Genomic DNA, 24,107 nt, shown 5'->3' with positions numbered 1-24,107 from the left:
TGACCTTTTTAGAAAGTCCAGCAGCTGTGAAAGCATTGTTGGGGACGATAGCACACCCACAACACACCCCGTGGAGGATTAGATGGTTGACACAGTAACCATGTGGATTGAAGCCATCATGGGCACGGAGTGGGTTTATCCCATCGTGGGCCTGCTCATTTTCGGGGACTGTTTCTTTCCAGTGCTCCCCTCCGAAATCCCGCTGAATATGGTCGGCGCTTGGTCCGGTTCGCAGGGATTTCCGCACCTGCCCACCATGTTCTTTGTGGCGCTGGTAGCAGCCATGTTGGGCGATAACCTGTGCTTTTTGCTGGGCACGCGGTTCATGCCGCTGCTTAACCGCATTCAAAAAGGAACGAAGGCCTACGAGGCCCTCTCCTGGGTAAAACGCAATGTGCGCCGCGGCGGCGGCGCGGCCATTATCATTGCCCGCTTTATCCCCTCAGCCAGGCTCTTTATGACCATTTTGCTGGGGTCAATGCGCTTTCCCTGGCCGGTCTTCCTCTTCTTCGACACCATTGGCGTGATGCTCTGGGTATTCCAGGCTTTGGCCATTGGTTATGTCGGCGGCATGGCGTTCTCCGATACCCCACTATTTGCGATGGTCATCAGCATTATCGCCGCCATCTTCATCGGCTTGGGACTGCAAAAGGCCCAAAACAGCATCATGGAGTGGTGGGATACCCGCCGCGGCTACGCCGAAACGCCCTACGGCGCTTAAAAACCCTAGAGAATTTTAGAGAATGGAAACGGCCTGCGCCTGGTCGCCCTTCGGGCCGGATCCAACCTCGAAGCTGACCTTCTGGTTTTCTTCCAAGGTGCGGAAGCCGCTGCCCTGAATTTCGGAGTAATGCACGAAGATGTCTCCGCCGCCGTCCTCGCGCTCGATGAAGCCGTATCCCTTTTCGGAGTTAAACCACTTAACGGTTCCTTGTGTCATGGTGAACTGAGTTCCTTTTCTTAAATAGGTAGCGCGGATTGCCGCGCCGGTAGTTATTCGGTAAATGGGTCCTCGAGCAGTACCGTGAAGTATAAAACCGCACCAAGACAACATTGGCCTGTCAACAGTGTGACACGTTCCACGCCAAAGCGATAGATTTAACTCACAAGGGGGTAAAAATTGTCTCACCCGGCTGGCGATAACCCCATTGGTGAAGAGCTCCTAGAACTCATCCAGCGGCGCCTTTCTGAGTCCACCCTGACATTTCACACCACGCTCCCGGCAAAGCGGGCGCGCTACGCCGATTGGCCGGAGTGGGTGCTGCCGGGGTTGAAGGAGGAGGTGATGGATGGGGGCATCGGCAAGCTCTATGCGCACCAAGCCGAGCTCGCCGAATGCGCGTGGCAGGGCCGCGACGCCGTGATTTCTACCGGCACCTCGTCCGGCAAATCCTTGGGCTACCAGCTGCCCATCCTCACCAGGCTGGCGGAGGAACAGACCGCGTGCGCGCTCTACCTCACCCCCACCAAGGCCCTGGGATCGGACCAGCTGCAATCCGCGCTCGAGCTGTGCCGCGGGATTCCGGAGCTCAAGAACGTGGTGCCCGCGCCCTATGACGGCGATACGCCCCAGGAGTCGCGGGCAGGCGTGCGCGAGCATTCACGCCTGGTGTTTTCCAATCCCGATATGGTGCACATGTCCATGCTGGCCGCGCACGCGCGGTGGGCGCGGGTGCTGCGCCACCTGGAGTTCATCGTCATCGATGAATGCCACTCCTATCGGGGCGTATTCGGCGCCAATGTGGCCCTGGTTCTGCGCCGCTTGCTCCGCCTGTGCCGGCATTATGGATCGCGTCCCACCATCATTTATGCCTCCGCAACCATGAATGACCCGGCCCGGCATGCCGAACGCCTCACCGGCCGCCCGGCGCACGCGATTACTGAGGATTCCGCCCCCACCGGCGCGCGCACGGTCACGCTCTGGGAGCCTGGGTTCTTGGAGGGCGCGGAGGGCGAGCACGGCGCCCCCGTGCGGCGCGCGGCCACCACGGAGGCCGCCGAGTTGATGGCAACCTTCATCGCGGAAGGCGCCCGGACCATGACCTTTGTGCGCTCCCGCCGCTCCGCCGAGGTCGTGGCGATGGTAGCCGCCGAGACCCTTTCCGGCAGTTTGGGCCGGCCGGATTTCGCGCAGCGCATCGCCGCCTACCGCGCCGGCTACCTGGCCGAAGACCGCCGCCGGTTGGAGCAGGCGCTTGACGATGCCTCTCTCTTAGGCGTCGCCACCACCTCCGCCCTGGAGCTGGGCATCGACGTCGGCGGGCTCGATGCCGTGGTCACCGCTGGTTTTCCGGGCACGGTGGCCAGTTTTTGGCAGCAGGCCGGGCGCGCGGGCCGCCGCGGGCAAGGCTCGCTCGTGGTGCTCGTCGCCCGCGATGAGCCCATGGATACCTACCTGGTGCACCACCCCGATGCGCTACTGGGAAAACCGGTGGAAGCAAGCGTCTTTAACCCCACGAACCCCTATATCCTCTTTGGCCATATCTACTGCGCGGCGGTGGAAAAACCGCTGGATGATGCCACCATTGCTGAGTGGGGTGCCAGCGAGGTCATCCACCAGCTTGCGGAGCAGGGCCTCGTGCGCCGCCGCGAACGCGGGTGGTTTGCCGTGCCCATTCCCGCCTCCAGCGCGGAGGAGCTCTCGCCGGAAACCGCCCACTCGGCGGTATCGCTGCGCGGCGGTGCGGGCGAGGAGGTCATGATCGTGGATGCCTCAGATGGGCGGCTACTGGGCACCATCGATGCAGCGCGCGCGACCGGCCAGGTCCACCCCGGCGCGGTTTACCTGCACCAGGGCGAAAGTTTTGTCATCGAGGAGCTCCTCCTATCCGATTATGTGGCACTCGCCCGCCCGGAGACCCCCGAGTATTCAACCACCCCGCGCTCTACTACGGATATTCGCATCGTGCGCGAGGCCGATAACCTGGTCAATTATTCCCCGGGCCTGTGGGTGGCGGACGTGGAGGTCGAGGTCACCGACCGCGTCACCGGCTACCAGGTGCGGCTTGCCGATGGCACCATCGGCGACGATATCCCCCTCGATCTCCCCGAACAGCGGCTGACCACCCGCGCCGTGGCCTATACCATCGACCCGCTGGCGCTTTCTGCGATGGGCATTACCGCCGCCGATATCCCCGGCACCCTCCATGCGGCCGAACACGCCGCCATTGGGCTGTTGCCGCTTATCGCCACCTGCGACCGCTGGGATATCGGCGGCGTATCCACCGCATTGCACGCGGATACGCAGCTTCCCACCGTCTTTGTCTACGACGGCCACCCCGGCGGCGCCGGGTTTGCCGAAGAAGGCTTCCGCCGCTTCCCCGAGTGGATCGCGGCCACCTTTGAGGCGGTGCGCTCCTGCCCCTGCGAGGCCGGGTGCCCATCGTGCGTGCAATCGCCCAAGTGCGGCAACGGCAATAACCCGCTGAGCAAGGACGGTGCCATCAAGCTGCTCGGCGCGCTCGTCACCATGACGCAAGAGACCGCGGTTTAAACCGGGCCCGCCTTGGCCGTGGCGCTCTGGCCGCGCACCGCGGCAACGGCGATGATATCGGGTGCATTGTCGGTGCATTCCTCGAGGCTCGCGCCGTTTTCCCGCGCGGTGCTGTCCGCCGCCGCACACGCATCCTTGCCGGTAGCCAAGGCCCACGCGCCGGCCACCGCGGCAAGGTCCGCGGCCACCTGCGCTTCGTGGCGCGCGGTCACGCGCGACCCCACCGCCGCGATGACCAGCAATAAGCTGATGATGGCGACGATGATTCCGGTGGCGGCGATGGTGGCGTATCCGTCCTCGCCGCGCAGTTTGCTAGTCATTGCCGGCCACCTCAGCGGGAAAGACCGCCTCCGCGCTCATGGTGCCGATGGGAGCATCGACGCTTACCGATGCCCGAATAAGCCCCGCGCTTTCCTGCACGCTTACCCGGGCATCCTCGCGGGCCGGTTGGTACTCGACGCCGATGGCGTGCGACCTAGCCGCCGCGCCCGCCATGTCCACCGCCGCGATATAGGACGCCATCGTCGCGATCGCACCGATGATGCCCGCCGCCACGAGGACGAGGGAGCTTAATGCCAGGGCGGCTTCGATGGTCACGGAACCATCGTCATCGACTACCGTGCGCATGATTCCTCCTTTCTTGTGTTCTAGTGCGCGCGGTTAGCTCGGGGTATTCGATAGCGCATCGGTGATAATTCCCTCGATGGCATCGACCACGCCGCCGCCGTTAATGACCATGTACAGCACGCCGGCAAGTGCCGCAGCCGCAAGCGATCCCATGGCGTATTCAATGGTGCTCATCCCCTCATCGTTGCGGACGAGGGCGCGGGTGAGCTGGGAGTACTTAATAAGTAGTGCAGACATAATGGAGAGTCCTTTCTTAAAAGGTGTGGTGGTTGAGTAGAAGTGAAAAATGGTGTGTCTAGAAAAGCTGCGCGCCCAAGCTGATCACTACGGGCGCGAGGCCTAGAACGATAAATGCTGGCAGGAAGCACACCGCCAGCGGGAGAGCAATGAATACTCCTGCGCGCTCTGCTTTAGCCGTAGCGTGAGCAGATGCTTCGGCGCGCAAAGAAGTACAGATTCGCGTGCATCCGGCGGCTATGGTGGCGCCGGACTGGCCCGATAAGATGACAAGCCCCGCCACGTCCTCTAATCCCGCATGGCCCTTCATGTGGTCCCATGCAGATTCCGTGGGCACGCCAACTCCTAGGAGCGCGGATACCGTCTCCCACAGGTGCTGGGTATCGGCCTCTGCCGTACGCGCGACTGCCGTAGCAGCCGCATGCACCGTCAGGCCCGCACTCAGGCAAGCTGCGAAAAGCTCGATATCCCCGGCCACGAGGAGTGGATCCACGGTGGTAGAGGGCTGGAGTTTGCTCATCAATCCCCCGCGCACTGTTGCGCCATCGCGCTTTCTTGGGCCGGCGCGCGGGGTCTTCGCCGTGTGTTGCGCTGCGTTCTGTGCCGTAGCAGGTCCCAGCCGCCCCTTGGTGGCCGGCATCCCAACGAGCACCGCCAGCGCTAGGCAGATAAAAGCCATCATGGTGCCGCCTTCCTGATAATGACGCGGGACCAAGCAAAGCCGCCGCAGGCAAGCCCCACCCCGATGACCAGTAGGATTCCCCCTAATCCCCCGCCGAGCAAGAAGCCCAGCGAATTGGCCCCCATCGCCCCGCCCATGGCGATGCCCGCAATGGGAAGACACGCCAAGACCGTGGCCGTAGCTTGGGGTCCTTGCAGCCCGGCCGCGGTGGATTGGTGGTGGCGGCGCAGCGCATCCATCCGGCTTTGGGCTTGCTCAAAGAGGCTGGCTACCCCGATGCCATGCTGAGTAGATAATTCGAGCAGGTGGCCCAGCCGGGTAAGTTCCGCATCCGCATGGGCGCCAGAGAGCGCCACGTGTGGGGGCGCACCGCGCGCCACGGCGGTAGCGGTGGATTCTAAGGCTGCGCTCATATCCCGCGGCGTCGTCGCGGGAAGGGACTCCGCCCCGCGTGTTAGCGCACTTGCCAGGGTTGCCCCGGCGCGCAGGTCAGCGGTGACGACCCCAAAGTATCCGGCCAGAGCCTCGCGGCCGCGCCGGCGCGTGCGGGCGGCCATGATGTCCTTGATATACCACGACACGCACCAAGCGATGATCGCTGCCGCGACCGCAATGCTCATCCGCCCGACTGAAAAGAAGACCAAGCTGCCGCAGAATACGGCACCCAAGATGACCAAGGAGCTGGCCTTTATACGGCTGCCCTTTCCGGCGATGCGGGCCGCGCTCGAGGGCGCAGACAGCAAGAGAGCTGCGGCGAGCAATAAGAAACTAAGCATCCGCCTGACCTCCTGCTTCTTCGCGCTGTTCCTCCAACAGGGAGGCGGAGAATTCCGCAAAGCCGGGCGCGGGTCCCTCGGTTGCGCTCCAGACAATGCGCGGGGTGACCGGATTGCCCTCTAAGACGCCGATATGGGCCAGGCGCCGACCGTGCGGCGTGCGCTCCATGGTGAGCACCACGTTGACAGCTGCCGCTAATTGCGAATGCAGGGCGCTGCGGTCCAGGCCGCCGAGTGCACCGAGGGCCTCCATGCGGGCGGGTACCTCAAAGAGGGAATTGGCGTGCAAGGTGCCCGCGCCACCATCGTGTCCCGTATTCAGCGCGGCGAGGAGATCGACTACCTCTGGGCCGCGAATTTCACCGACGACGATGCGGTCCGGGCGCATGCGCAGCGCCTGCCGCAGCAATTGCGCCATCGTGATTTCGCCGCTGCCTTCCGCGTTTGCCCGGCGCGAGACGATGCTCACGCAATGCGGGTGGTGCGGCGACAGCTCCGCTGTATCTTCGATGACCACGATGCGCTCGCGCTCGGATACGGTTCCTAAAAGCGCCGAGAGCAGCGTCGTCTTGCCAGAACCGGTACCGCCAATAACGAGGAAGGACACTCGCTTTTTCATCATCGCGATAAGCAGCTGGCCGATGTCTTCCGGCACGGTGCCATTGGCCACCAACTGCGGCAAGGTGGTCTGTGCCTGGCGCAATACGCGCAGGCTAATGCACGTCCCGCCCACTGCGGGTGGGCTTAAAAGTGCATGCACTCGGAGCACGACGCCATCGGGGCGCGTGACGCGGCCATCGGCAAAAGGCTGGGCATCATCAAGCCGCGTGCCCGAGGCCGCCGCCAACCGGGAGGCGAGCTGGCGCACTTCCCCATCGTTGCGAAAGGTGATATCGCTGCGCTCGAGCCCCTCACCGCGGTCCATAAAGACGTCTTCGGGCCCGTTAACCACGACATCGGTCACGCCCGGCCGGGCCAATAAGGCATCCAGTGGCCCCATGCCGGTGGCATCTTGGCGCAAGCGCCGGAGCAGATCCACCACGGCGACGTCACTGATAACCCCTGCTTCCTCGCGGATCCGCCGGGCCAAGCTAGAGGCGTCGTGCACCAGATCCGGCTCGGCGGCAATGACGCGCTGCATCTTCTCCATGGTCTTTTCCATGGTTTCGGCCGAACTATCCATCGCCGCGCTCATGCCCCTACCTCCTCGCGCACCGCACGGGCGGTCTTAGCAAGCGCCGCGGGGAGCCGGGCCGGTAATCCACCGATCTCGATGCTGCGGGTGAGCCCGCGCACGGTGGGCAATTGGGCGCTGACTCGGTGGTGGATGATGTCTTCTACCTCTGGCGCGCTGAGAGCCGCCCACTGCCGTTGGCGCAGGACCACCACGATATCGCGCCGCGCCTCATCCAGGCGCAGGATGAGTTGTGCGGCCGCTGCTGCCGAGCGCACCTCCGCGGCCACCACCAACACCACGTGCGTGCAGGCAGCCGGGATATTTTCGACCGTGCAATCCACCACGCACAGGCCCTCGCCCGCGTGCGCCGCGGACGTCGCCGCCGCCAAGAGCGTGGCATCTAGCATGAAGGTGTCTTTGACCGTACTGCGCGCTGCGGATAACACCGCTATGCCATCGGCGGTAGACGGTAAGGCGCGGTACAGGTCGGCGGCGTCGATGCTGCCATCGCCAATATTGAGCTCCGGCCAGCGAGCACCCGGCGCCGTTTCCACGCCGAGGAGGAGATCGAGGCCGCCGGAGTGCGCGGTGGCATCGATAAGCAGCGCCCGCGCCTGCTCTCCCGCCATGCAGTGGGATCGCGCCAGGGCCGCTGCAAAGGTGGAGGTGCCTACCCCACCGCTGGCGCCCACCACCGCGATGGTGGCGCTACCGGGGCGATCTTCCGGCGGGTGCGCTGCCTGGGCAATAGCCGCCAGCAAGTCCTTAATTTCCGCGGGAATAATGAAGGCGCGGTCCGCATGGCAGGCAAGCGCTGCTTCATAATCGATGGGACCCGGGTCCGCGGCGAGGAAAAGCACCGGGGCGGGCGAGGTCTGTGCGGCTTGCGCCGAAGCGATAACGCGCGCCATGAGCGCGTCGACCAAGACCGTATAAGCCCCGGGAAGGCTGCGCGGGATATCGCGGGGATCGGTTACCGTAATGACCTCGTGGCTGGTCGCGGCGGCTGCGTGGACCGCCTCTGCGCGCAAGGCTTCTTCACCTATGGCAACGACGATGGTGGAGCGAGAGTGTGCTGTATTCATGCCCCCTAGCCTGAAGCACCGGCTCCACCTGCACTAGGGACGGGACTTCCCGCTTGTGGATAAACGCGCGAAGGTTACCACTTATCGCTCAGTTAGTTGCATTTTCAACAAAGCCTTGTGGATAACCGTAGATATAGGTGACGGCCCGCGCATCGGGGGGTGCGCGCGGGCCGTCAGTAACCCGGCCTCGGGGGGCGAGCCGGGGCAGGCCGCACAGTATATCGGGGCCTTGCACCGATTATTATGACACGTTCATTACCCGATCACAACAGCTAAGAAAAATAATCTACCTGCACGGCCCTGACCTGCACCGAATGAATGTTCACCGCCTACCGGGTACGAGCGTACGGTTAGGCCGCGCGGGCGATAGCGTCAGCTTCCTTGCCGCCTACCTCCCATGCGGAGAGGTGAAAAAGCACCACCTCGCCGGGGCTGTCGCGGTAGCTCGCGCGGCACTCGCGGTAGGCCGTGGAATGGCGGTGGAAATACACCTCTGGCACGGCAAACCCGCGGGGATCGAAGCCGGTGTGTATGGCGGCCAGGCGGGCCGCAACCCGCGCCACCACGCCGCTGCGCGGGCCAAAGAATTCGCCGGCTGCGATTTCGGCGTGCACGACGCTTGGCAAGAGATCGCGGAATGCCGGGCCGCTCCCCTGCGCAATCAGGCGCGCCAAGCCCTGCAAGCGCGCGCTATCGCCGCTGGGAATCCCGTTGCCGCCGTCGGCAACGTCGATGCGTGCAAGCACTTGCAGCGGCGCGCGGGCAAAGGAGCGGACGGTGGAATCTACCATCTCAGGGGCTACCACGGAATACGCGCTGACCGCGCCGGCGAGCGGCCCGCTTTCCACATCACCCGGGCTAGGATGCGGGGGGATGGAATGCCCATCCAAGGCCACGCTGGCGCGCGCCCCGCGCATCAAGGACTCCGCGGAGATGACCTCATACCTGCGCAGCCCGGCCGGCCTGCGGTGGGCGCGCGCGATGGCCGCCGCGGCCTTTTCCGCACCTTCTTTCACCCCCGGGAGGCGAAATAACGGGGATAACGGGTCATTTTCTGGCATATACATTAGGATAGCCCTAGACGCCCCGAGCCCCGAAGGCCCCTACCTTTGGCGTGGCACCGTAAAACCGCGCTGTATCTATTATCATTGGGGCCGTTACAAGGTTTAGATGAAAAACGAGGAGAATTAATCGTGAGCAACGATGGATTATTTACTGACGGCACCGATCAATTCGCACCAAAGGTTAATTCGATTCCTTTGAACGATGTTGATGCATCGTCCTCCGAAACCTCCATCGGCAAGTTGGTCTCCAATGCCACCGAGCAGATGTCCCAGCTCGTGCGCTCTGAGGTAGAGCTGGCCAAGACGGAGCTGGCGCAGTCCGCAAAGAAGGGCGGCATCGGCGCCGGTTTCTTCGGTGCAGCGGGCACCATCGCGCTGTACAGCTCTTTCTTCTTTTTCATCTTCGTCGCTGAGCTCCTCGCGCTCTGGCTAGATCGCTGGGCCGCTTACTTGATCGTCTTCCTCGTGATGATCGTGGCAGCCGGCGCCCTCGCCCTGCTCGGTGTCAAGAACGTCAAGAAGGTCAAGGCGCCGCAGAAGACCATAGATTCCACCAAGGAACTCAAGAACCTGATTCCGGGCAAGGCGCAGAAGTCGCTGGACCGCAAGGACACTCACGGCCTGTATACCTAAACCGCACGCACTATTAGATCCGCCTCAGCCTTTCCTGGGGCGGATTTTCTGTACACATAGAAAGGCGCCTTGCCCTCCATGGCCTTAGCACCACTTCCCCCCTCCACGGTTGAGCTGGAAGGACCCTTTGCGCACGAGTTTGTCCACACCCGGGGCATCCGCCTGCACGTGGCCATAGCGGGCGATAGCGCCGATCCCCTCGTCGTTTTTATTCACGGCGCTTTTGGCGGCTGGTTCGATTTCCAGGAGGTCATAGGCCCCCTCGCGCAGTGCGGCTACCACGTCGCCGCGGTGGATATGCGCGGCTTTGGCATGTCCGATAAGCCGCCCATCGATCCCGGCCAGGATATCCGCACCTTGGTCGGGGATCTGGATGGCCTCATCCAGGCCTTGGGCCACGAGGATGCCTATATCGTCGGCGCCGATACCGGTGGCGCGGTAGCGTGGTGCCTGGCCGCCGAGCGCCCCAATCGCGTGCGCGGCTTGGTTTCGGTCTCGGCCGCGCACCCGGTTGATATCCGCCGCGCCATCGCCGCGCGCCCCTGGGATTTTGGGTGGATGATCCTGCGTTCCCTGCTCTGCCACCTGCCAAAGGTCACCCGCGCGAATACCCTGCTGCTCAGCCCCCGGGCCTATCGCAAGGAGCTCAGTTTGGATACGGGGCCCGCGCTTGCCGATGCCACCCTAGAGTCCATCCTTGCCCTGCGCCTGCGCGCCTCCCAGATTGGCAAGGTGCGCCGCGGGATCCTGTGGAATCACCGGATGCGCACCGCCGTGGTGCCCTTGAACTGGTCCGAATTAGCCGTCAAGCGCCCCGTCCTTTTCATCCACGCCCAACAGCGCCTATGGAATCCCGTCATCCAGCGGGCGGCCCTGCGCGCACGCGCGGGATTTAGCGCCACCTCGATCCCAGGGGCCAAGAATCTGCCCTTCCTCGAGGCCCCCGAGGAGTTCGTCGACGAGCTGCGCCGCTGGCTCGACGCGTAGGGCGCGTGGGGAGACATTCCCCACGCGGTTCTAATGCGAAAGCTAGTGCGCCACGCACTCGCCGGTTTCTACCGGGCGCTGCAATTGGGTGACATCCCCAATGTGGCCGATGACCTCGTCTGCGGTCAGCGCGTATCCGGTCTCAGAATCATCTACTGAGGCGCCGAAGATAACGCCCAAGACCTCGCCCGCGGTATTGACCAGGGGGCCGCCGGAATTGCCCTGTTGGATATTGCCGCGCACCGTATAAGAATCGCGCTCTACCCTGCCTTGGGAGTAGATATCTGGCCCGGCGATGGTGATACGATCGCGCACCCGGGCCATTTCCGCGTTAAAGGGGCCGGAGTGTGGGAAGCCCATAACCATGGCATCATCGCCGGTCTGCGCCGGCTGCTGCGCCCACGGCAGGGGTTGGATGCCCAGATCCGGCGCGCGCAAGACGGCGATATCGACCTCTGGGTTGTAATAGACCACCGTGGCGTCCTTCAGGCCTAGCTTCGTATCCAGCCTCACCGTTTGGGTGCCGGCCACCACGTGGGCATTGGTCACCACATAGTCATCGGCCACCACAAAACCGGAGCCCAAGAGGCGGCGGGAGCACTCTTCGGCATCGCCAAGCACGTGAATGATGGATGGACGGATGCTGCGCACCAGCTCCGGGTCCTGCACGTCTGGTGCCGGGTCCTCGACGTCCTCGCCGCTGATGGACTTTTCCCACGGCGAAACCAGCGGCGGAAGGCCCGATTCATTGAGCAACGCCGCCACGCCATTGGGAAGGGAAGCAAGGCGCGGCGGGGCGGCCGCGTTGAGGTTGCTCAGGATGCGGGAATCGCGCAGCCCCTGCCCCGCGGAACCGCCCAGATTGGTGGCCACGGGAATGGAAATCATCCAGATGACAATGAGCGCGATGAAGGACTGAAAGACCGCGCCGAAGAGCGAATCTATTCGTTGGGTGCTGCGCGCCTTCATGCGATCGCGCACGCTGGTGCCCAAGGAAGAACCGATGATCTGCCCGATGCCCACCAGCAAAACCAGGATGCCCACGAGCAGGAGCAGGCGCAGCGAAGGCTCGTCCACTGTGCGCAATACGCTGGGGGCTACGGCGATGCCCACCACGAGGCCCGCGCCCACGCCGATGGCGGAGAGCACCGCGGCGAGCGCACCATTGCGCCAACCACTGAGCAATGCTGCTAACACGGCAAGCACAATCAGGCCGTCAACAATGAGCGCAGCAGTCATGGCTTTGGTTCTTTCTCTATCGAAATCTCGTGCGTCTCCCAGCGCGTTAAGCGCGCGGGCAATTAAGACATCTTCTCATTATTGCGGGACTTTTTGAGGGTGTCACGCAGGTCTATGACCGAATTGTTATCCCACGGTACACTCCACCCAGAATGCTCCAATAATGCTGCCAACACCCCGGCAGTAAACCCCCAAATCACGTAATCATTGGCATAAAACGCCGGGCCTTGCCATTGCTTGAAGCCCACCAGCAGGCGGTTACGGGGGTCAATGAGCTCCCTAATCGGGACGAAGAACACATCATCGGTCTCCGCCGGGCTTGCGGGATAGACCTCGCCCGGCTGCTTCCAATGGGCCAAAATCGGGCTGACCGGATTGCCCGTGGCGCGAATGTGCAGCTGCTCCCACTGCTCTAAGGGCATGACCGTATGGCGCTGCAGGTCGGTTTCCTCCCATGCCTCCCGTAGCGCGGTATCAACCAGCGACGTATCACCCGGATCCCGCCGGCCGCCCGGGAAGGCAATCTGGCCGGAGTGCGAGCGCAGGGACGGCGAACGGTGCGTGAGTAAAATTTCGCCATCCTCCACGCTGTTTCCGCTCAGTAGCATCAGCACCGCGGCTTCCCGCTTGGTTGGCACCTCTTCCTCGGAGCCATTGAGCTGCGAGGCCTGCCGCTTACCAATGAGCTCTTGCACCTGACTCGTATCGACACCCAGCGCGGGTTTTATCCACTCGGGTGTGTATTCGGGCCATACTTTACTCATCCGGCAAGCGCCTCCTTGACCGTCTTTTCAATCTCGTCCGCAGAGGTAAACGGCTGGGCCGCCTGTTTGATCACTTCCCCATCCCGGAGAATCACGGTCACGGGAACCACGCCCGGCAGGCCCAGCGTGCCCGCGAAGCTATTATCCGGATCCTGGAAGCTCGGCAGGTCTACCCCCACGTCATTGAGGAACGCGGCCCCGTTGGTGGCGTTTTTATCCGCGTGCACCCCAATGACCTTCCAGTCCGGGTGGGATTCTGCCACCTCGTCCAAGTAGGGCAATTCCGCGCGGCACGGCTCGCACCACCACGCCCACACGTTGGCAATGGTAATTCCCTCATCCGCCTTGTCCCCCTCACCGGCATCATCGCCGCCCAGGCATTCCAGATCCACCCCGGCGATGGGCCCCGCGGGGCAATCTGGGCGCTCGGCCACGTCCTGGTCGCCCGCCGTGCCCGATTCCATGCCAGGGGCCTGCGCCGATTCACCCGCGCCGGTGTCATCCCCACGCAGCTGCATGACCCCCACCACCACGAGGACAGCGATGACAATGGCCGCAATGACGGTGCCGAAGACGTATTTTTTCATACCGCTAGCTTAATGCAGCCGGGCACAGATCCCGCACCACGCAATTCCCACACTCCGGGTTCCGGGCATGGCAGACCCGCCGGCCGTGAAAAATGACACGGTGGGAAAACATCGTCCACTCGGCCTCTGCAATGAGCTTGGCGATGTCCCTTTCTATCTTCACCGGCGTCTTCTCCCCCGTCAGCTCCAGGCGCTGCATCAGGCGACTAAAGTGCGTATCCACGGTAAGGCCGGGAATCCCGAAGGCATCGCCCAGCACCACCAGCGCCGTCTTGCGGCCCACCCCAGGCAGGGAGGTCAATTCCTTTACGGTCTGTGGCACCTCACCGTCGAATTCAGAAACGAGGCGCTCGCCGATGCCCATGAGATGCCCCGCCTTCGCCCGCTGAAACCCCAGCGGCCGCAGGATCGCCTCCAAATCTTCCCGCCTAGCCGCCGCATAATCGGCCGCGGTGGGATAGGTGCGAAACAGCTCAGGGGTTACCGAGTTCACGCGCGCGTCCGTGCACTGTGCGGAAAGCACCGTGGCCACCAAAAGCTGGAGGGGCGAATCAAAATCGAGCTCGCACCGCGCATCGGGGTGTTCATGCGCCAATCGTTCATTAATGACGGGCGCTCTCTTGCTCGGGGCCGCGGTGGCCGGCAGTGATGAACTCATGCCGCCAAGCTTAGTAGGATGGGAATACATGATTTCACTTGTTATTTTCGTTCCGCTTGGCATCGCCCTTTTTGCCCTCCTCATGGAAAAACTGGAAGCGATTGTCTTCGCGGATTAGCAGAAAACGCGCAGGCTGTAACGTTAGGGGCGTAAGTGATCCCATTTCTGTTATGTGAACGAAACTAGGGCAGTGCCCAAAAGTGACGAACTGCACTGTAAAATGGGGTACGCTAAAAAATTGACCCCGCTTGTTCCGCATTAGCGTGCCTCCCCGGAGCCCGCAAAAGGATGTGGCCCAAGCACTTTAGTGACTTATCGCAGTCGACATCCAAGGAGTAAAACGTGGAAGGCGTACAGGACACCCTCTCCCGCGCCGGAATCTTCCAAGGCGTTGATCCCGTAGCAGTGCAGAATCTTCTCGAGCAGATGGAGACAGTGCGCTTCCCGCGCGGTACCACCATCTTCGATGAAGGCGAGCCCGGAGACCGTTTGTATATCATCACCTCCGGCAAGATTAAGCTCGCCCGCCACGCCCCGGATGGCCGCGAAAACCTCCTGACCGTGATGGGCCCGTCCGATATGTTCGGCGAGCTCTCCATCTTCGATCCGGGCCCACGCACCTCGTCCGCCGTCTGTGTGACCGAGGTCCAGGCCGCCACCATGAACTCCGAGCTGCTGGATAAGTGGGTAAGTGATCACCCCGCCATCGCCCAGCAGCTGCTGCGCGTGCTGGCCCGCCGCCTGCGCCGCACCAACGCCAACCTTGCGGACCTCATCTTCACCGATGTGCCCGGCCGCGTTGCCAAGACCCTGCTGCAACTGGCTAACCGCTTCGGCGTCCAGGAAGGCAGCGCGCTGCGCGTCAACCACGATCTCACCCAGGAAGAGATTGCCCAGCTGGTCGGCGCTTCCCGCGAGACCGTCAACAAGGCCCTGGCTACCTTCGCCCACCGCGGCTGGATTCGCCTCGAGGGCAAGTCCGTGCTCATCGTCGATACCGAGCACCTCGCCCGCCGCGCGCGCTAAAAAATTCCCTCCGTCCCCCGTGCACAAGCACTAGGGGCGGAGGGAATAAGCGTTTTAGCAGGTTTCCTGCCGCGCCGCGCGTTAGTTATCGGTACCGGAACCGGTGCCGGTGCCGTCGAGGTACTTCAACGCGGTGCGCGTGGACTGCTCGGCGGCATGGCGCAGCACCGGATCCACATCGTCATACATCTCATTGACCAAGGTGGTCAGATCCACGTCATCGCCCAGCCGGGAGCGGATTTCCCGGATCTGATCCAGGCGGTAGTGACGGCGGTCAATGTATTTGCGCGCCACCTGCGAGGTATCCTCCAAATCCGGACCATGGCCCGGGAAGAGCGGAACATCCTTGCCGCGGGATTCCAACACGTCCAGAGCATGCAGGTAATCGGCCAAATCGCCGTCGGTTTCAGAAAGCAAAACGGTGTGGCGCCCCGCGATGGTATCGCCGGTGATAATGCCTTCTAGCCGGGAATTTTCCACCTCCCCGCTCCACACGAAGAAGGACGTGGAGTCCGCGGTGTGGCCCGGCGTGTGCAGGACCTCCAGCTGCGGGGTGATGCCCTCCAAAGTCAGGATCTCACCCTTCTGTAACGCCTCCGCGCCATTGCAATAGCTGGGATCGAAGGCGCGGATGGGCGCGCCAGTCATCTGCCGGAGCCGCTGCGCGCCCGAAGCGTGATCATCGTGGCGGTGGGTAAGCAGAATTAAAGCCACCTCACCAGCATGACGATGCACAACGTTGAGGTGGCCTTCATCCTCCGGCCCCGGATCTACGACGATCGACCGGGAGTCTTCAGCGGCACTAATAATCCAGGTATTCGTGCCCTCGAGGGCGGTATAGCTGGGATTATCACAAAGAACTACGCCAACGGATTGGCTTACGGGACGCAATTGACTATATGCGGGGTGCTCCATGCCTACCAGCCTATCCGATCACTCAGCGATCTCTACGATCAATTCGATCTCCACCGGGGCGTTCTTTGGCAAGGCCGCAACGCCGACTGCAGAACGAGCGTGCGTGCCAGCTTCGCCGAATACCTCCCCAATGAAATCCGATGCCCCGTTGACCACCGCTGGCTGATCCTCGTAGCCGGGATCCGACGCCACGAAGCCAACGATCTTGATCACGCGGGAGATATTGTCCAGCCCGATCTCTGCATCGACAGCGGCCAAGGCATTGAGCACGGCGGTGCGGGCCTGTTCTTGGGCCTGTTCCGTGGTGACCTCAGCGCCCACCTTGCCGGTCACCGGCAAGGAGCCATCCACCAGCGGAAGCTGGCCAGAAGTCCATACCTGATTGCCCACGCGCAGCGCTGGCACATAAGAAGCCAGCGGCTTAGCGACGCCCGGCAGTTCCACCCCTAGCTCTTTCAAGCGAGCGGAAAAGCTCATTTACTCTGCCACCTCGCGCTTGAAGTAGGCCACCACGTTCTCTGGGTTCGGGCCAGGGGTGATGGAGACCAATTCCCATCCATCTTCGCCCCAAGAGTCAAGGATCTGCTTGGTGGCGTGGGTCAGTACTGGTGCGGTTGCGTATTCCCATTTAGTCATGGGTTTCATTCTAGCGATTTAATACGACTTATGCCGCCCCTATTCCGGAGCGCCACCGCTGGCGGGCGGGCAATTACCCCTCTGACCGCCTTAAATACCGACGAGTTCGCCGCCCTTAGCCAGGTAATTGGCCCAGTCAGTGATGTGGGGGTTCTTGCGCAGCAGCGCGCGGCGCTGGCGCTCGGTCAACCCGCCCCACACGCCAAATTCCACGCGGTTATCAAGGGCATCTGCGCGGCATTCCGTTAATACCGGGCAGTGGCGGCAAATGACGGCAGCTTTGCGCTGTTCAGCGCCGCGCACAAATAATGCGTCTGGGTCCTCATTGCGGCACTTTGCTTGAGTGACCCACTCACCACGCTCGGGATTTCGGGCTGTATTGGACATTCCCGCAGTCTTCACTCGAACGGTCATGGGTGAGTGTTCTCCTTCCCAGACGGAATACTATGTACCGAGGCCTGAGTCTATTCACTAGAACGCGGAATTGTCTACAAGGTCACACTTTAGGGGGTGCAGGTCACCTTCCCCATTGCCAGGCAAACCACGTAGGGTATTGGGGGTGACTGTCTTCAAATCTTTGTCCAAGATAGCCCTGTCCACGGTCTTGGTAGCCGCGCTCATCGCGCTCGCGCTCGCCCCCTTTGCGGGCATTTCCGGCGTGGCGATCGCCCGCACCAACCAGACCATGCAATCGGACCTGCAAGATCTAACAGCGGGCAATATCCCCGGCGTCACCACGGTGCAAGACGCCTCGGGCAAAGATATGGCCTACGTCTATAGCCAACGCCGTCACCCCGTAAGTGGCGATGAGATTTCGGACGCGATGAAAAACGCCATCGTCTCGATTGAGGACGAGCGCTTTTACGAACATGGCGGCGTCGATCTCCAAGGCAATTTCCGAGCCTTGTGGACCAACCTCACCTCCGGCGGGGTCTCCCAGGGTGCGTCCACCATTGACCAGCAGTACGTCAAGAACTACCTCCTGCTCGTCTCCGCGCAAACCGATGAAGAACGGGCCGCGGCGACCGAGCAGTCCGCAACCCGCAAGCTGCGCGAAATGCGCATGGCAACGCAGATGAATGAGGAATTGGATAAGAAGGAAATCCTCACCAATTACCTCAACCTGGTCTCCTTTGGTAACCATGCCTACGGCGTGGAGGCCGCCGCGCGGACCTATTTTGATAGCCATGCCGCAGATCTCACGGTGCCGCAAGCGGCGATGCTCGCGGGCATGGTGCAGTCCTCGGAGCGCCTCAACCCTTTTACCAATGAGGAAGAGGTGCTTGACCGCCGCAACGTCGTGCTCCAATCCATGGTGGATAACGGCTATCTGGAGCAGGCGGATGCGGATGAGTATAAGGGGGAGGAATTGGGCGTCGGCAAGCAGCCCAATACCCTAGACAATGGCTGCATCGGCGCAGGTGATCGCGGCTTTTTCTGCGACTTTGTGCTGCAGTACCTCGAGGAAAAGGGCATTGACCAAGACCAGCTCGCCCACGGTGGATATACCGTAAAGACCACGCTGGATCCGCAGGTGCAGGATACGGCGCTATCCGCGGTGCAATCGCACACCAACCCGGATGCCCAGGGCGTGGCCGAGGTTATGGACGTTATCGAGCCGGGCACGTCGGACCGCAAGGTCTTGGCCATGGTCTCCTCCCGCGCGTACGGGCTGGATCAGGACAATAATGAGACCCTGCTGCCGCAGCCCAACTCCTTGGTGGGCAATGGTGCCGGTTCTGTCTTTAAGACCTTTACCGCCGCGGCCGCCATCGAGGCTGGCTACGGCATTAAAAATACGGTGGATGTGCCCACCCGCTACGAGGCCGAAGGCCTTGGCCACGGCGGCGCCGATAACTGCCCCGCCAACCGCTACTGCGTGGAGAACGCGGGCAATTATAAGGCCACAATGTCGCTGCAAGAGGCGCTGGCGCACTCGCCCAATACGCCGTTTATCAAGCTCACCGAGCAGGTTGGCGTGGCGCCCATCGTGGATATGGCGGTGCGCCTTGGCCTGCGCTCCTACGGCGACAAGGGCACCTTTGATAAGGACACCTCCATCGCTCAGCGCACGAAGGACGCCAATTCCGGTTCCTTTACCCTGGGCCCCACCCCGGTCAATCCGCTGGAGCTATCCAATGTGGGCGCCACCATTGCCTCCAATGGCCGGTGGTGCGAGCCCAACCCCATTGACAAGGTCCTGGATAAAAACGGCAACGAGGTCTACCTCAAGGAAACCCCGTGCGAGCAGGCAGTAGACCAAGACGTGGCCCACGCCCTGTCCAATGCGCTGTCTGAAGATGCCACGCAGGGCACCGCCAAGGACGCCGCCCAGGCCGCCGGTTTTAGCTCCCCCATCGCCGCCAAGACCGGCACCACCGAGTCCAACCAGTCCTCGGCTTTTTTGGGATTCAACGACGGGCTCGCCGCCGCTCCTTATATTTATAACGACGGCACCGATACCCAGCCGCTGTGTACCTCGCCCGTGCGCCAGTGCACCGGCGCCGGCAACCTCTTTGGTGGCTTGGAGCCCGCGCAGACATTTTTCACCATGGCTTCGCAGCTGCCGCGGGCTACCCAGAGCGGGCTGCCCAACTACAATAAGAAATACGATGACGGCACCACCGGGGATAAGCTGCTCGATAGCGTGCGCGGGCAAAGCGAGTCCCAAGCCCGCAGCGCCCTTGAGGCCCGGGGCTACGTGGTAAAGACCTCGCGCGTCGTCGGCGGGGACGTCCCCTACGGCCGCGTGGTGCGCGCGATTACCGGCAAGGACGGCAAGAAGGAAGGCGCGGAGATTACGCTGCAGCTTTCCGATGGCTCCCCTGCCACCCAATCCCCCTCCAGCGGCGTCGGCAGTGCGAATGCCACCGGCGCACAAAATAACACCGGCAGCGCGAACACTACCGGTGTAAGCAACGAGGGAGGACATGGTGCCGGCGATTTCAACCTCAGTCCTGAGGACTTTGGAATCCGCCAAGAAGATATCGATAACTTCCGCAACGATATCCGCAACCTCCTCGGCCGCTAAAGCTTAATTAAGCTGGCCTTTAACCTCTGCGGAAAGGCGCTTGCCGTCGGCTTGGCCGGCGGCTTTTGCGTTGGCCACCTTCATGACCGCACCCATCTGCTTCATGGTGGGTGCTTCGCCGTTTTCCTTTTCTACCTCAGCAATTGCCTCTTCTACCAAGGCCTTAAGCTCCGCGTCATCGAGCTGGCGCGGCTGGTAGGCCTCGAAGAAGGGGACATCGACAAGCTCAGCCTCTGCCAATTCCGGGCGGCCGTTTTCTTCATAGACCTCCGCGGACTCGCGGCGCTTTTTAATCTCGCGCGCGATGACCTTGAGGATGTCTTCATCCTCCAGCTCGTGGCGGGAGCCGGTAGTTTCCTCGGCCTGGATTGCCGCGAGCAGCGCGCGAATGGCGCTGGTGCGCTGCTTTTCCTTGGCCTTCATCGACGTTTTCAGATCTGCTCGGATAGTATCTTTTAGCTCGCTCATGCCTTTCAATATACGTCCATTTAAGGCAGGTAGTGTAGAAGCTGTGAAACTTCAACGGATTCTTGGCGGCGTCGCCGCCGGCCTAGGTGTTGCTGCTTGGGGCTTTAGCGAGCTCAACAAATTCGAGCTCAAGGAATATACTCTTCCACTCCTGCCCAAGGGCACCCTGCGCGGCGAAGAAGAGTTCCGCCTGCTGCATATTTCTGACCTGCACATGATCCCGGGGCAACAGACCAAGATCGACTGGGTCTCCGCCCTCGATGCGCTGGATCCAGACCTCGTGGTCAATACCGGCGATAATCTTTCCGATAAACAGGCCGTGCCCGATACCCTGCGCGCGCTCGGCCCGCTTCTCGCCCGGCCCGGCGTCTTCGTATTTGGCACCAATGATTATTGGGCACCCCGCCCGGTCAATCCCTTCAAGTACCTGCTGGGCAAAAAGCGCGAGCCCTCCTACGTGGATCTTCCTTGGCGCGGCATGCGCGCGGCCTTCGTGGAGCACGGCTGGTACGACGGCAACCAGGCGCGCCGCGAGTTCAAGGTGGGCAATGTTCGCCTCGCCGTGGCCGGTGTGGACGATCCACACCACGACTTGGACGATTATTCCGAAATCGCCGGCCCGCCCCATGAGGATGCCGATCTCTCGCTCGCGCTCCTCCACGCCCCCGAGCCGCGCGTGCTCGAAAAATTCGCCGCCGATGGCTATCAGCTTTCCCTTTCCGGCCATACCCACGGCGGGCAGGTGTGCCTGCCTGGTTCGCGCGCCATCGTGACCAACTGCGGCATCGACCGCCCGCGCGCACAGGGCCTGCACGATTTCGGCCCGATGAAGATGCACGTCTCCAATGGCCTGGGCACCTCCAAATTCGCCCCTGTGCGTTTATTCTGCCGCCCCTCAGCCACCCTGCTGCGGATCACTGAGGTGGATTAGACCTGCGGTTTTGCCGATCTCATTCACCGTGCGTTAAAGTATCTCAGTACTGCTTTTAAGCAGTGACCGGGATATGGCGCAGGTTGGTAGCGCGCTTCGTTCGGGACGAAGAGGTCGCAGGTTCAAATCCTGTTATCCCGACAGTAGCCCGCAGGAAACTGCGGGCTTTTTCGAGTTAAATAGCAAAAAGTGTGTCTGGGTTTCAGCGCAAGCCTTGGCTAGCTTGTCTAAATAGGAGCTGAATAAACTGTTGTGGCTTATTCGGTCCTGCTGTTTGTTCAATCCACCGGAATGGCACCTGCATGTGGCATGCGGTGAGTTTGTTGAATTTTCCGATGCCCACTAACCGACCACGATACCCCATTTGTGCAGGACAGATGAAGAAATAACACAACATTCAAAGGTAGGGCGAGCATAACATTGGCTTCTGCGTTCACCGACCTTGATACCCAGACCTGATGAATGTAGGGACGGGATAAGATCACCCCCTGTTTGGGGTTCCTTTCTTTCGATATTCTAGACACCCGAGCCAGAGCCACAAGCTCAGAGCGCACACAGCCTCAAGCAAGTGCACCGCTGTCACACTTTATGAGAAAATGGACAGCAGCCCGACGGAGACAACCAACGGGAAACCCAACCGGATTTAAACTGGACGGGTTGAACACAGAAAGGACGCAGCATGAGCAACACGCTTCACAAGAACGCGGCTGATTGCGGGAAGATGCTGGCATTTTCGGACTCTGCAGGTCGCGTAACCCACGTTGCGAAAGAAGACATGAACCAAGATATCGAGCTTCTTTACTCGAACCCCGATGCCCTTCGCGTATTCCGAGATAGCTTGGAAGATTACACAGACGGCCGATTTGTGGATTTTGAACTCTAACTGACCAGCAAGAAGAAATGCCACGCTTCAAGATCCAGTTTGCCCTATCCGCCGCAGAAGACCTTAAGAAAGCGCTAGCCAAGTATCCCGACAAGAGGAAAAAGGTCAAGAAAGCAATTGGGTTCTTGGAAGACCCAGGCCCTTCATACCCAAGCCTTAACACGCATACCATGAAGGGTAAGACGGCCAATAATGGTGAGACCATCTATATCTCTTATGTAGAGAATCACACTCCCCAAGCATGGAGGATTTACTGGTGCTACTGGGGACCTGACAATATTAGAGTTCTGTACGTTGGCCCCCATGAATGAAGCATAACCACCGACAAAATCTTCAAACCCACCTTCGTCTGTGAAGGCGGGTTTCTTCTTCAGGCTGAAGTCTCCTAGGTTTTATTCCGTTTGAGTAGATGACAAAATCTGGAACACTTCAAACTGCGTTTCCCAACGGAACCGACTACGGAAACCGATGGTGCAGGTGGGCGGGTGGTTTCGCAAAAGACCCTTCGCCTTGGATTCCAGGGCCACCGTTTCTTAGGCCAGCATTCCGGTAAAGAATGCGATGGCAACGAGGAAGATGGAAAATACCCATGCGATGGGGAAGGCTATCTTGAGGTACTTGCCCATCTGGCCGTCCGCCAGTCCCAACGCCAACCACAGCGCCGGCGAAAATGGGGAGACGAAGGTTCCGACCACGTTGCCGATGATAAGTGCGCTCGCAGCGCCCATACCGCTGACGCCGAAGGACTCCACCGTACCCTGGACAATGGGCAGTACCGAGAAGTAATACGCATCCGTGGAGGTCAACAGATCCAGCGGAACCCCAAAGAATCCCACGATGACGTGCAAATACGGCGCCACGCTTTCCGGCAGGATATTCACCAGGCTCAGCGCGATTTCTTCTAGCATCTTGGTCTCATTGAGCACGCCCAAGAACATCGCGGCCGCGATGATCACTCCGGCCATGGACAAGGCGTTGGGGGCGTGACGCCGCAAGGCGTCGCCCTGCTCCATCGCGCCGTCAAAGTTGACCACCAAGGCAATGGTGGTAGCAATGAGGAATGCGGGCGCTGGTGGCAACAAGCCCGAAAGCAGAGCGGCGAGCACGGCCAAGGCGACGACGATATTCGCGATGGTCACCCACCGGGCTTTCCGGTACCTGAACCCAAGTTTCTGCTGTTCTTCGGCCTGCTTGGCGGAAAAATCATCCGCCAACGAATTCACGTCCACTGAAATGGCGCCCTTAATCTCGCCGCTTTCCTGCAGCTTGGCCAAGCGGCGCTTTTCGCGCCACCCCAATAGGGCGGCGATGGCGAAGATGAGGACCACCGCCACACCCTGGATGGGCAATAGGTGCAGCCAGATATCGTTGGGGTCTTGCTCAACCACCGCACCGGCGCGCCCCAGCGGCCCGCCCCACGGGACCATATTCATCACTGAAGCGGCCAGGGCCACGATGGTAATGAGGACATAGCGCGACATGTGTAGCGCCCGGTACAGCGGCAGCAATGCGGGAATCGTAATAAGGAAGGTCGTGGAACCGGAACCATCGAGGTGCGCCACGATGCCGATGGCGGCCGTGCCTATAGTCACGGCCATGACATTGCCGCGGGTCGCCTTGATGAGGCTGCGGATCACCGGGGTAAAAAGGCCCACATCCTGCAGGATGCCGAAGAAGATAATGGCGAAGATGAACATCACCACGACGTTGATGACAGAGCTTAAGCCTTCGCCAAAGAAATCCGCGATATCTTCTATGCCGAAACCGGCTATCACAGCGCCGATGACGGGTACCAAGGTCATGGGAATGATGGGATTAACGCGGCCGCGGATGAGGATGCCCACCGTTACAAAGATGATGGCCAGTCCCATCAGGGTCAGCCCGAGGGAGGTCTGCATTGCGCTCCTTTAAATGTCACTGGCGCCCGTATGGCGCACGCCATTAGCCAAAAGACGTATGGCTAATGTTAAACATTACTGTGTGGTAGCGCACATTCCTGCCGGTGGGCGCATAAAACAACCCTCACCCACCGTGGATATATAGCTTTGGGTAAAAACGGGAAACGACGCGGCGCCCCTACAGCACCGCGTCGTCCCTATTCCCTATCACTCACAACGGCGCAAGCCGCTCGCCTACCCCCTAAGTAGGCGGTGTGAGCACTAGTAAGAATAACACTTATCGTATTCCAGCCATAGCGCTGGCAAATAT

Annotated in this window: 27 protein-coding genes and 1 tRNA gene; 9 read left to right on the top strand and 19 right to left on the bottom strand. The window is 61.3% G+C overall.

Annotation, left to right across the window (positions count from 1 at the left end; all coding sequences use genetic code 11):
• Positions 1 to 82 precede the first annotated feature (82 nt).
• A complete protein-coding gene (locus HMPREF1287_RS09555; protein ID WP_023016600.1) occupies positions 83 to 721 on the top strand; it encodes a DedA family protein in 639 nt (212 codons plus the stop codon).
• A 15-nt stretch (positions 722 to 736) separates the two neighbouring features.
• Here HMPREF1287_RS09555 and HMPREF1287_RS09550 read toward each other — a convergent pair whose 3' ends face one another.
• Complete coding sequence (locus tag HMPREF1287_RS09550) at positions 737 to 940, bottom strand: cold-shock protein (RefSeq protein WP_005276524.1); 204 nt, start codon at positions 938 to 940, stop codon at positions 737 to 739.
• A 180-nt stretch (positions 941 to 1,120) separates the two neighbouring features.
• Between HMPREF1287_RS09550 and HMPREF1287_RS09545 the strand changes: the two genes are divergently transcribed.
• Complete coding sequence (locus tag HMPREF1287_RS09545) at positions 1,121 to 3,493, top strand: DEAD/DEAH box helicase (RefSeq protein WP_023016599.1); 2,373 nt, start codon at positions 1,121 to 1,123, stop codon at positions 3,491 to 3,493.
• Here the strand turns inward: HMPREF1287_RS09545 and HMPREF1287_RS09540 are convergent.
• The 8 genes from HMPREF1287_RS09540 to HMPREF1287_RS09505 form a co-directional block, all read right to left on the bottom strand.
• Positions 3,490 to 3,813, bottom strand: coding sequence for an Rv3654c family TadE-like protein (locus HMPREF1287_RS09540; protein ID WP_023016598.1), 324 nt, complete (start codon positions 3,811 to 3,813; stop codon positions 3,490 to 3,492). The two genes, HMPREF1287_RS09545 and HMPREF1287_RS09540, sit on opposite strands and share 4 nt — an antisense overlap.
• The gene (locus HMPREF1287_RS09535) at positions 3,806 to 4,120 is read right to left on the bottom strand and encodes a hypothetical protein (protein ID WP_023016597.1); all 315 of its coding nucleotides are present in this window, start codon (positions 4,118 to 4,120) and stop codon (positions 3,806 to 3,808) included. The genes HMPREF1287_RS09540 and HMPREF1287_RS09535 overlap by 8 nt, the downstream gene beginning before the upstream one ends.
• Positions 4,121 to 4,153: 33 nt before the next feature.
• Complete coding sequence (locus HMPREF1287_RS09530; protein WP_023016596.1) at positions 4,154 to 4,357, bottom strand: DUF4244 domain-containing protein; 204 nt, start codon at positions 4,355 to 4,357, stop codon at positions 4,154 to 4,156.
• Between the two features lie 58 nt (positions 4,358 to 4,415).
• Positions 4,416 to 5,039, bottom strand: coding sequence for a type II secretion system F family protein (locus tag HMPREF1287_RS09525; protein ID WP_023016595.1), 624 nt, complete (start codon positions 5,037 to 5,039; stop codon positions 4,416 to 4,418).
• Complete coding sequence (locus HMPREF1287_RS09520) at positions 5,036 to 5,815, bottom strand: type II secretion system F family protein (RefSeq protein ID WP_023016594.1); 780 nt, start codon at positions 5,813 to 5,815, stop codon at positions 5,036 to 5,038. Before HMPREF1287_RS09520 ends, HMPREF1287_RS09525 begins: the two co-directional genes overlap by 4 nt.
• A complete protein-coding gene (locus tag HMPREF1287_RS09515) occupies positions 5,808 to 7,010 on the bottom strand; it encodes a TadA family conjugal transfer-associated ATPase (protein WP_023016593.1) in 1,203 nt (400 codons plus the stop codon). The genes HMPREF1287_RS09520 and HMPREF1287_RS09515 overlap by 8 nt, the downstream gene beginning before the upstream one ends.
• Entirely contained in the window at positions 7,007 to 8,077 is a 1,071-nt protein-coding gene (ssd, locus tag HMPREF1287_RS09510; RefSeq protein ID WP_023016592.1) for a septum site-determining protein Ssd, read from the bottom strand. Before ssd ends, HMPREF1287_RS09515 begins: the two co-directional genes overlap by 4 nt.
• Positions 8,078 to 8,427: 350 nt before the next feature.
• Complete coding sequence (locus tag HMPREF1287_RS09505; protein ID WP_023016591.1) at positions 8,428 to 9,144, bottom strand: hypothetical protein; 717 nt, start codon at positions 9,142 to 9,144, stop codon at positions 8,428 to 8,430.
• Positions 9,145 to 9,270: 126 nt separating this feature from the next.
• Between HMPREF1287_RS09505 and HMPREF1287_RS09500 the strand changes: the two genes are divergently transcribed.
• Both HMPREF1287_RS09500 and HMPREF1287_RS09495 read left to right on the top strand, forming a co-directional pair.
• On the top strand, positions 9,271 to 9,774 hold the full coding sequence (locus HMPREF1287_RS09500; RefSeq protein WP_023016590.1) for a phage holin family protein: 504 nt from the start codon (positions 9,271 to 9,273) through the stop codon (positions 9,772 to 9,774).
• A 78-nt stretch (positions 9,775 to 9,852) separates the two neighbouring features.
• A complete protein-coding gene (locus HMPREF1287_RS09495; RefSeq protein WP_005276501.1) occupies positions 9,853 to 10,761 on the top strand; it encodes an alpha/beta fold hydrolase in 909 nt (302 codons plus the stop codon).
• Positions 10,762 to 10,803: 42 nt separating this feature from the next.
• On the opposite strand, the gene HMPREF1287_RS09490 is transcribed toward HMPREF1287_RS09495, so the two are convergent.
• The 4 genes from HMPREF1287_RS09490 to nth all read right to left on the bottom strand — a co-directional run bounded on the left by HMPREF1287_RS09490 (position 10,804) and on the right by nth (position 14,009).
• Positions 10,804 to 12,000 (bottom strand): MarP family serine protease, encoded by a 1,197-nt coding sequence (locus HMPREF1287_RS09490; RefSeq protein WP_023016589.1) that lies wholly within the window; start codon positions 11,998 to 12,000, stop codon positions 10,804 to 10,806.
• 62 nt (positions 12,001 to 12,062) lie between these two features.
• A complete protein-coding gene (locus HMPREF1287_RS09485; protein WP_023016588.1) occupies positions 12,063 to 12,764 on the bottom strand; it encodes a CoA pyrophosphatase in 702 nt (233 codons plus the stop codon).
• Complete coding sequence (locus HMPREF1287_RS09480; protein WP_023016587.1) at positions 12,761 to 13,351, bottom strand: TlpA disulfide reductase family protein; 591 nt, start codon at positions 13,349 to 13,351, stop codon at positions 12,761 to 12,763. Before HMPREF1287_RS09480 ends, HMPREF1287_RS09485 begins: the two co-directional genes overlap by 4 nt.
• Before the next feature lie 4 nt (positions 13,352 to 13,355).
• Positions 13,356 to 14,009, bottom strand: a complete 654-nt coding sequence (nth, locus tag HMPREF1287_RS09475; RefSeq protein WP_034653352.1) for an endonuclease III — start codon at positions 14,007 to 14,009, stop codon at positions 13,356 to 13,358.
• Positions 14,010 to 14,351: 342 nt separating this feature from the next.
• Between nth and glxR the strand changes: the two genes are divergently transcribed.
• A complete protein-coding gene (gene glxR, locus HMPREF1287_RS09470; protein ID WP_005276495.1) occupies positions 14,352 to 15,035 on the top strand; it encodes a CRP-like cAMP-activated global transcriptional regulator GlxR in 684 nt (227 codons plus the stop codon).
• Between the two features lie 81 nt (positions 15,036 to 15,116).
• Here the strand turns inward: glxR and HMPREF1287_RS09465 are convergent, their stop codons facing one another.
• The 4 genes from HMPREF1287_RS09465 to HMPREF1287_RS09455 all read right to left on the bottom strand — a co-directional run bounded on the left by HMPREF1287_RS09465 (position 15,117) and on the right by HMPREF1287_RS09455 (position 17,000).
• Positions 15,117 to 15,950 carry an MBL fold metallo-hydrolase gene (locus tag HMPREF1287_RS09465; protein WP_005276494.1) on the bottom strand — a complete coding sequence of 278 codons (834 nt, stop codon included), beginning with the start codon at positions 15,948 to 15,950 and terminating at the stop codon, positions 15,117 to 15,119.
• 18 nt (positions 15,951 to 15,968) lie between these two features.
• Complete coding sequence (locus tag HMPREF1287_RS09460; protein WP_005280879.1) at positions 15,969 to 16,427, bottom strand: RidA family protein; 459 nt, start codon at positions 16,425 to 16,427, stop codon at positions 15,969 to 15,971.
• The gene (locus HMPREF1287_RS12495) at positions 16,428 to 16,586 is read right to left on the bottom strand and encodes a DUF4177 domain-containing protein (protein WP_126318073.1); all 159 of its coding nucleotides are present in this window, start codon (positions 16,584 to 16,586) and stop codon (positions 16,428 to 16,430) included.
• A gap of 90 nt (positions 16,587 to 16,676) precedes the next feature.
• Positions 16,677 to 17,000 carry a WhiB family transcriptional regulator gene (locus HMPREF1287_RS09455; protein ID WP_005276491.1) on the bottom strand — a complete coding sequence of 108 codons (324 nt, stop codon included), beginning with the start codon at positions 16,998 to 17,000 and terminating at the stop codon, positions 16,677 to 16,679.
• Between the two features lie 145 nt (positions 17,001 to 17,145).
• On the opposite strand from HMPREF1287_RS09455, the gene HMPREF1287_RS09450 reads away from it, so the two are divergent.
• A complete protein-coding gene (locus HMPREF1287_RS09450; protein ID WP_023016584.1) occupies positions 17,146 to 19,617 on the top strand; it encodes a transglycosylase domain-containing protein in 2,472 nt (823 codons plus the stop codon).
• Between the two features lie 3 nt (positions 19,618 to 19,620).
• On the opposite strand, the gene HMPREF1287_RS09445 is transcribed toward HMPREF1287_RS09450, so the two are convergent.
• Complete coding sequence (locus HMPREF1287_RS09445; protein WP_005276488.1) at positions 19,621 to 20,085, bottom strand: GatB/YqeY domain-containing protein; 465 nt, start codon at positions 20,083 to 20,085, stop codon at positions 19,621 to 19,623.
• Positions 20,086 to 20,128: 43 nt separating this feature from the next.
• Here HMPREF1287_RS09445 and HMPREF1287_RS09440 point away from each other — a divergent pair, with 43 nt between their 5' ends.
• The 3 genes from HMPREF1287_RS09440 (at position 20,129) to HMPREF1287_RS09430 (ending at position 21,899) form a co-directional block, all read left to right on the top strand.
• Positions 20,129 to 21,016, top strand: a complete 888-nt coding sequence (locus HMPREF1287_RS09440) for a metallophosphoesterase (RefSeq protein ID WP_023016583.1) — start codon at positions 20,129 to 20,131, stop codon at positions 21,014 to 21,016.
• Between the two features lie 67 nt (positions 21,017 to 21,083).
• A tRNA-Pro gene (locus HMPREF1287_RS09435) sits at positions 21,084 to 21,157 on the top strand.
• Positions 21,158 to 21,695: 538 nt separating this feature from the next.
• Positions 21,696 to 21,899 carry a hypothetical protein gene (locus HMPREF1287_RS09430; protein WP_023016582.1) on the top strand — a complete coding sequence of 68 codons (204 nt, stop codon included), beginning with the start codon at positions 21,696 to 21,698 and terminating at the stop codon, positions 21,897 to 21,899.
• 533 nt (positions 21,900 to 22,432) lie between these two features.
• Here HMPREF1287_RS09430 and HMPREF1287_RS09420 read toward each other — a convergent pair.
• Positions 22,433 to 23,797: a CitMHS family transporter gene (locus HMPREF1287_RS09420; RefSeq protein ID WP_005280862.1), complete on the bottom strand. Its 1,365-nt coding sequence runs from the start codon at positions 23,795 to 23,797 to the stop codon at positions 22,433 to 22,435.
• Positions 23,798 to 24,107: the final 310 nt, after the last annotated feature.

It is taken from the genome of Corynebacterium sp. KPL1986, assembly GCF_000477975.1.
Classification (GTDB): Bacteria; Actinomycetota; Actinomycetes; order Mycobacteriales; family Mycobacteriaceae; genus Corynebacterium; species Corynebacterium accolens.
This window is presented reverse-complemented; position numbering and strand designations above follow the sequence as displayed.

Coding starts and splice junctions, on each gene's coding strand:
- HMPREF1287_RS09555 (WP_023016600.1), top strand. CDS start 83: ATGGTTGACACAGTAACCATGTGGATTGAAGCCATCATGGGCACGGAG.
- HMPREF1287_RS09550 (WP_005276524.1), bottom strand. CDS start 940: ATGACACAAGGAACCGTTAAGTGGTTTAACTCCGAAAAGGGATACGGC.
- HMPREF1287_RS09540 (WP_023016598.1), bottom strand. CDS start 3,813: ATGACTAGCAAACTGCGCGGCGAGGACGGATACGCCACCATCGCCGCC.
- HMPREF1287_RS09535 (WP_023016597.1), bottom strand. CDS start 4,120: ATGCGCACGGTAGTCGATGACGATGGTTCCGTGACCATCGAAGCCGCC.
- HMPREF1287_RS09530 (WP_023016596.1), bottom strand. CDS start 4,357: ATGTCTGCACTACTTATTAAGTACTCCCAGCTCACCCGCGCCCTCGTC.
- HMPREF1287_RS09525 (WP_023016595.1), bottom strand. CDS start 5,039: ATGATGGCTTTTATCTGCCTAGCGCTGGCGGTGCTCGTTGGGATGCCG.
- HMPREF1287_RS09520 (WP_023016594.1), bottom strand. CDS start 5,815: ATGCTTAGTTTCTTATTGCTCGCCGCAGCTCTCTTGCTGTCTGCGCCC.
- HMPREF1287_RS09515 (WP_023016593.1), bottom strand. CDS start 7,010: ATGAGCGCGGCGATGGATAGTTCGGCCGAAACCATGGAAAAGACCATG.
- ssd (WP_023016592.1), bottom strand. CDS start 8,077: ATGAATACAGCACACTCTCGCTCCACCATCGTCGTTGCCATAGGTGAA.
- HMPREF1287_RS09505 (WP_023016591.1), bottom strand. CDS start 9,144: ATGTATATGCCAGAAAATGACCCGTTATCCCCGTTATTTCGCCTCCCG.
- HMPREF1287_RS09495 (WP_005276501.1), top strand. CDS start 9,853: ATGGCCTTAGCACCACTTCCCCCCTCCACGGTTGAGCTGGAAGGACCC.
- HMPREF1287_RS09490 (WP_023016589.1), bottom strand. CDS start 12,000: ATGACTGCTGCGCTCATTGTTGACGGCCTGATTGTGCTTGCCGTGTTA.
- HMPREF1287_RS09485 (WP_023016588.1), bottom strand. CDS start 12,764: ATGAGTAAAGTATGGCCCGAATACACACCCGAGTGGATAAAACCCGCG.
- HMPREF1287_RS09480 (WP_023016587.1), bottom strand. CDS start 13,351: ATGAAAAAATACGTCTTCGGCACCGTCATTGCGGCCATTGTCATCGCT.
- nth (WP_034653352.1), bottom strand. CDS start 14,009: ATGAGTTCATCACTGCCGGCCACCGCGGCCCCGAGCAAGAGAGCGCCC.
- HMPREF1287_RS09465 (WP_005276494.1), bottom strand. CDS start 15,950: ATGGAGCACCCCGCATATAGTCAATTGCGTCCCGTAAGCCAATCCGTT.
- HMPREF1287_RS09460 (WP_005280879.1), bottom strand. CDS start 16,427: ATGAGCTTTTCCGCTCGCTTGAAAGAGCTAGGGGTGGAACTGCCGGGC.
- HMPREF1287_RS12495 (WP_126318073.1), bottom strand. CDS start 16,586: ATGACTAAATGGGAATACGCAACCGCACCAGTACTGACCCACGCCACC.
- HMPREF1287_RS09455 (WP_005276491.1), bottom strand. CDS start 17,000: ATGACCGTTCGAGTGAAGACTGCGGGAATGTCCAATACAGCCCGAAAT.
- HMPREF1287_RS09445 (WP_005276488.1), bottom strand. CDS start 20,085: ATGAGCGAGCTAAAAGATACTATCCGAGCAGATCTGAAAACGTCGATG.
- HMPREF1287_RS09430 (WP_023016582.1), top strand. CDS start 21,696: ATGAGCAACACGCTTCACAAGAACGCGGCTGATTGCGGGAAGATGCTG.
- HMPREF1287_RS09420 (WP_005280862.1), bottom strand. CDS start 23,797: ATGCAGACCTCCCTCGGGCTGACCCTGATGGGACTGGCCATCATCTTT.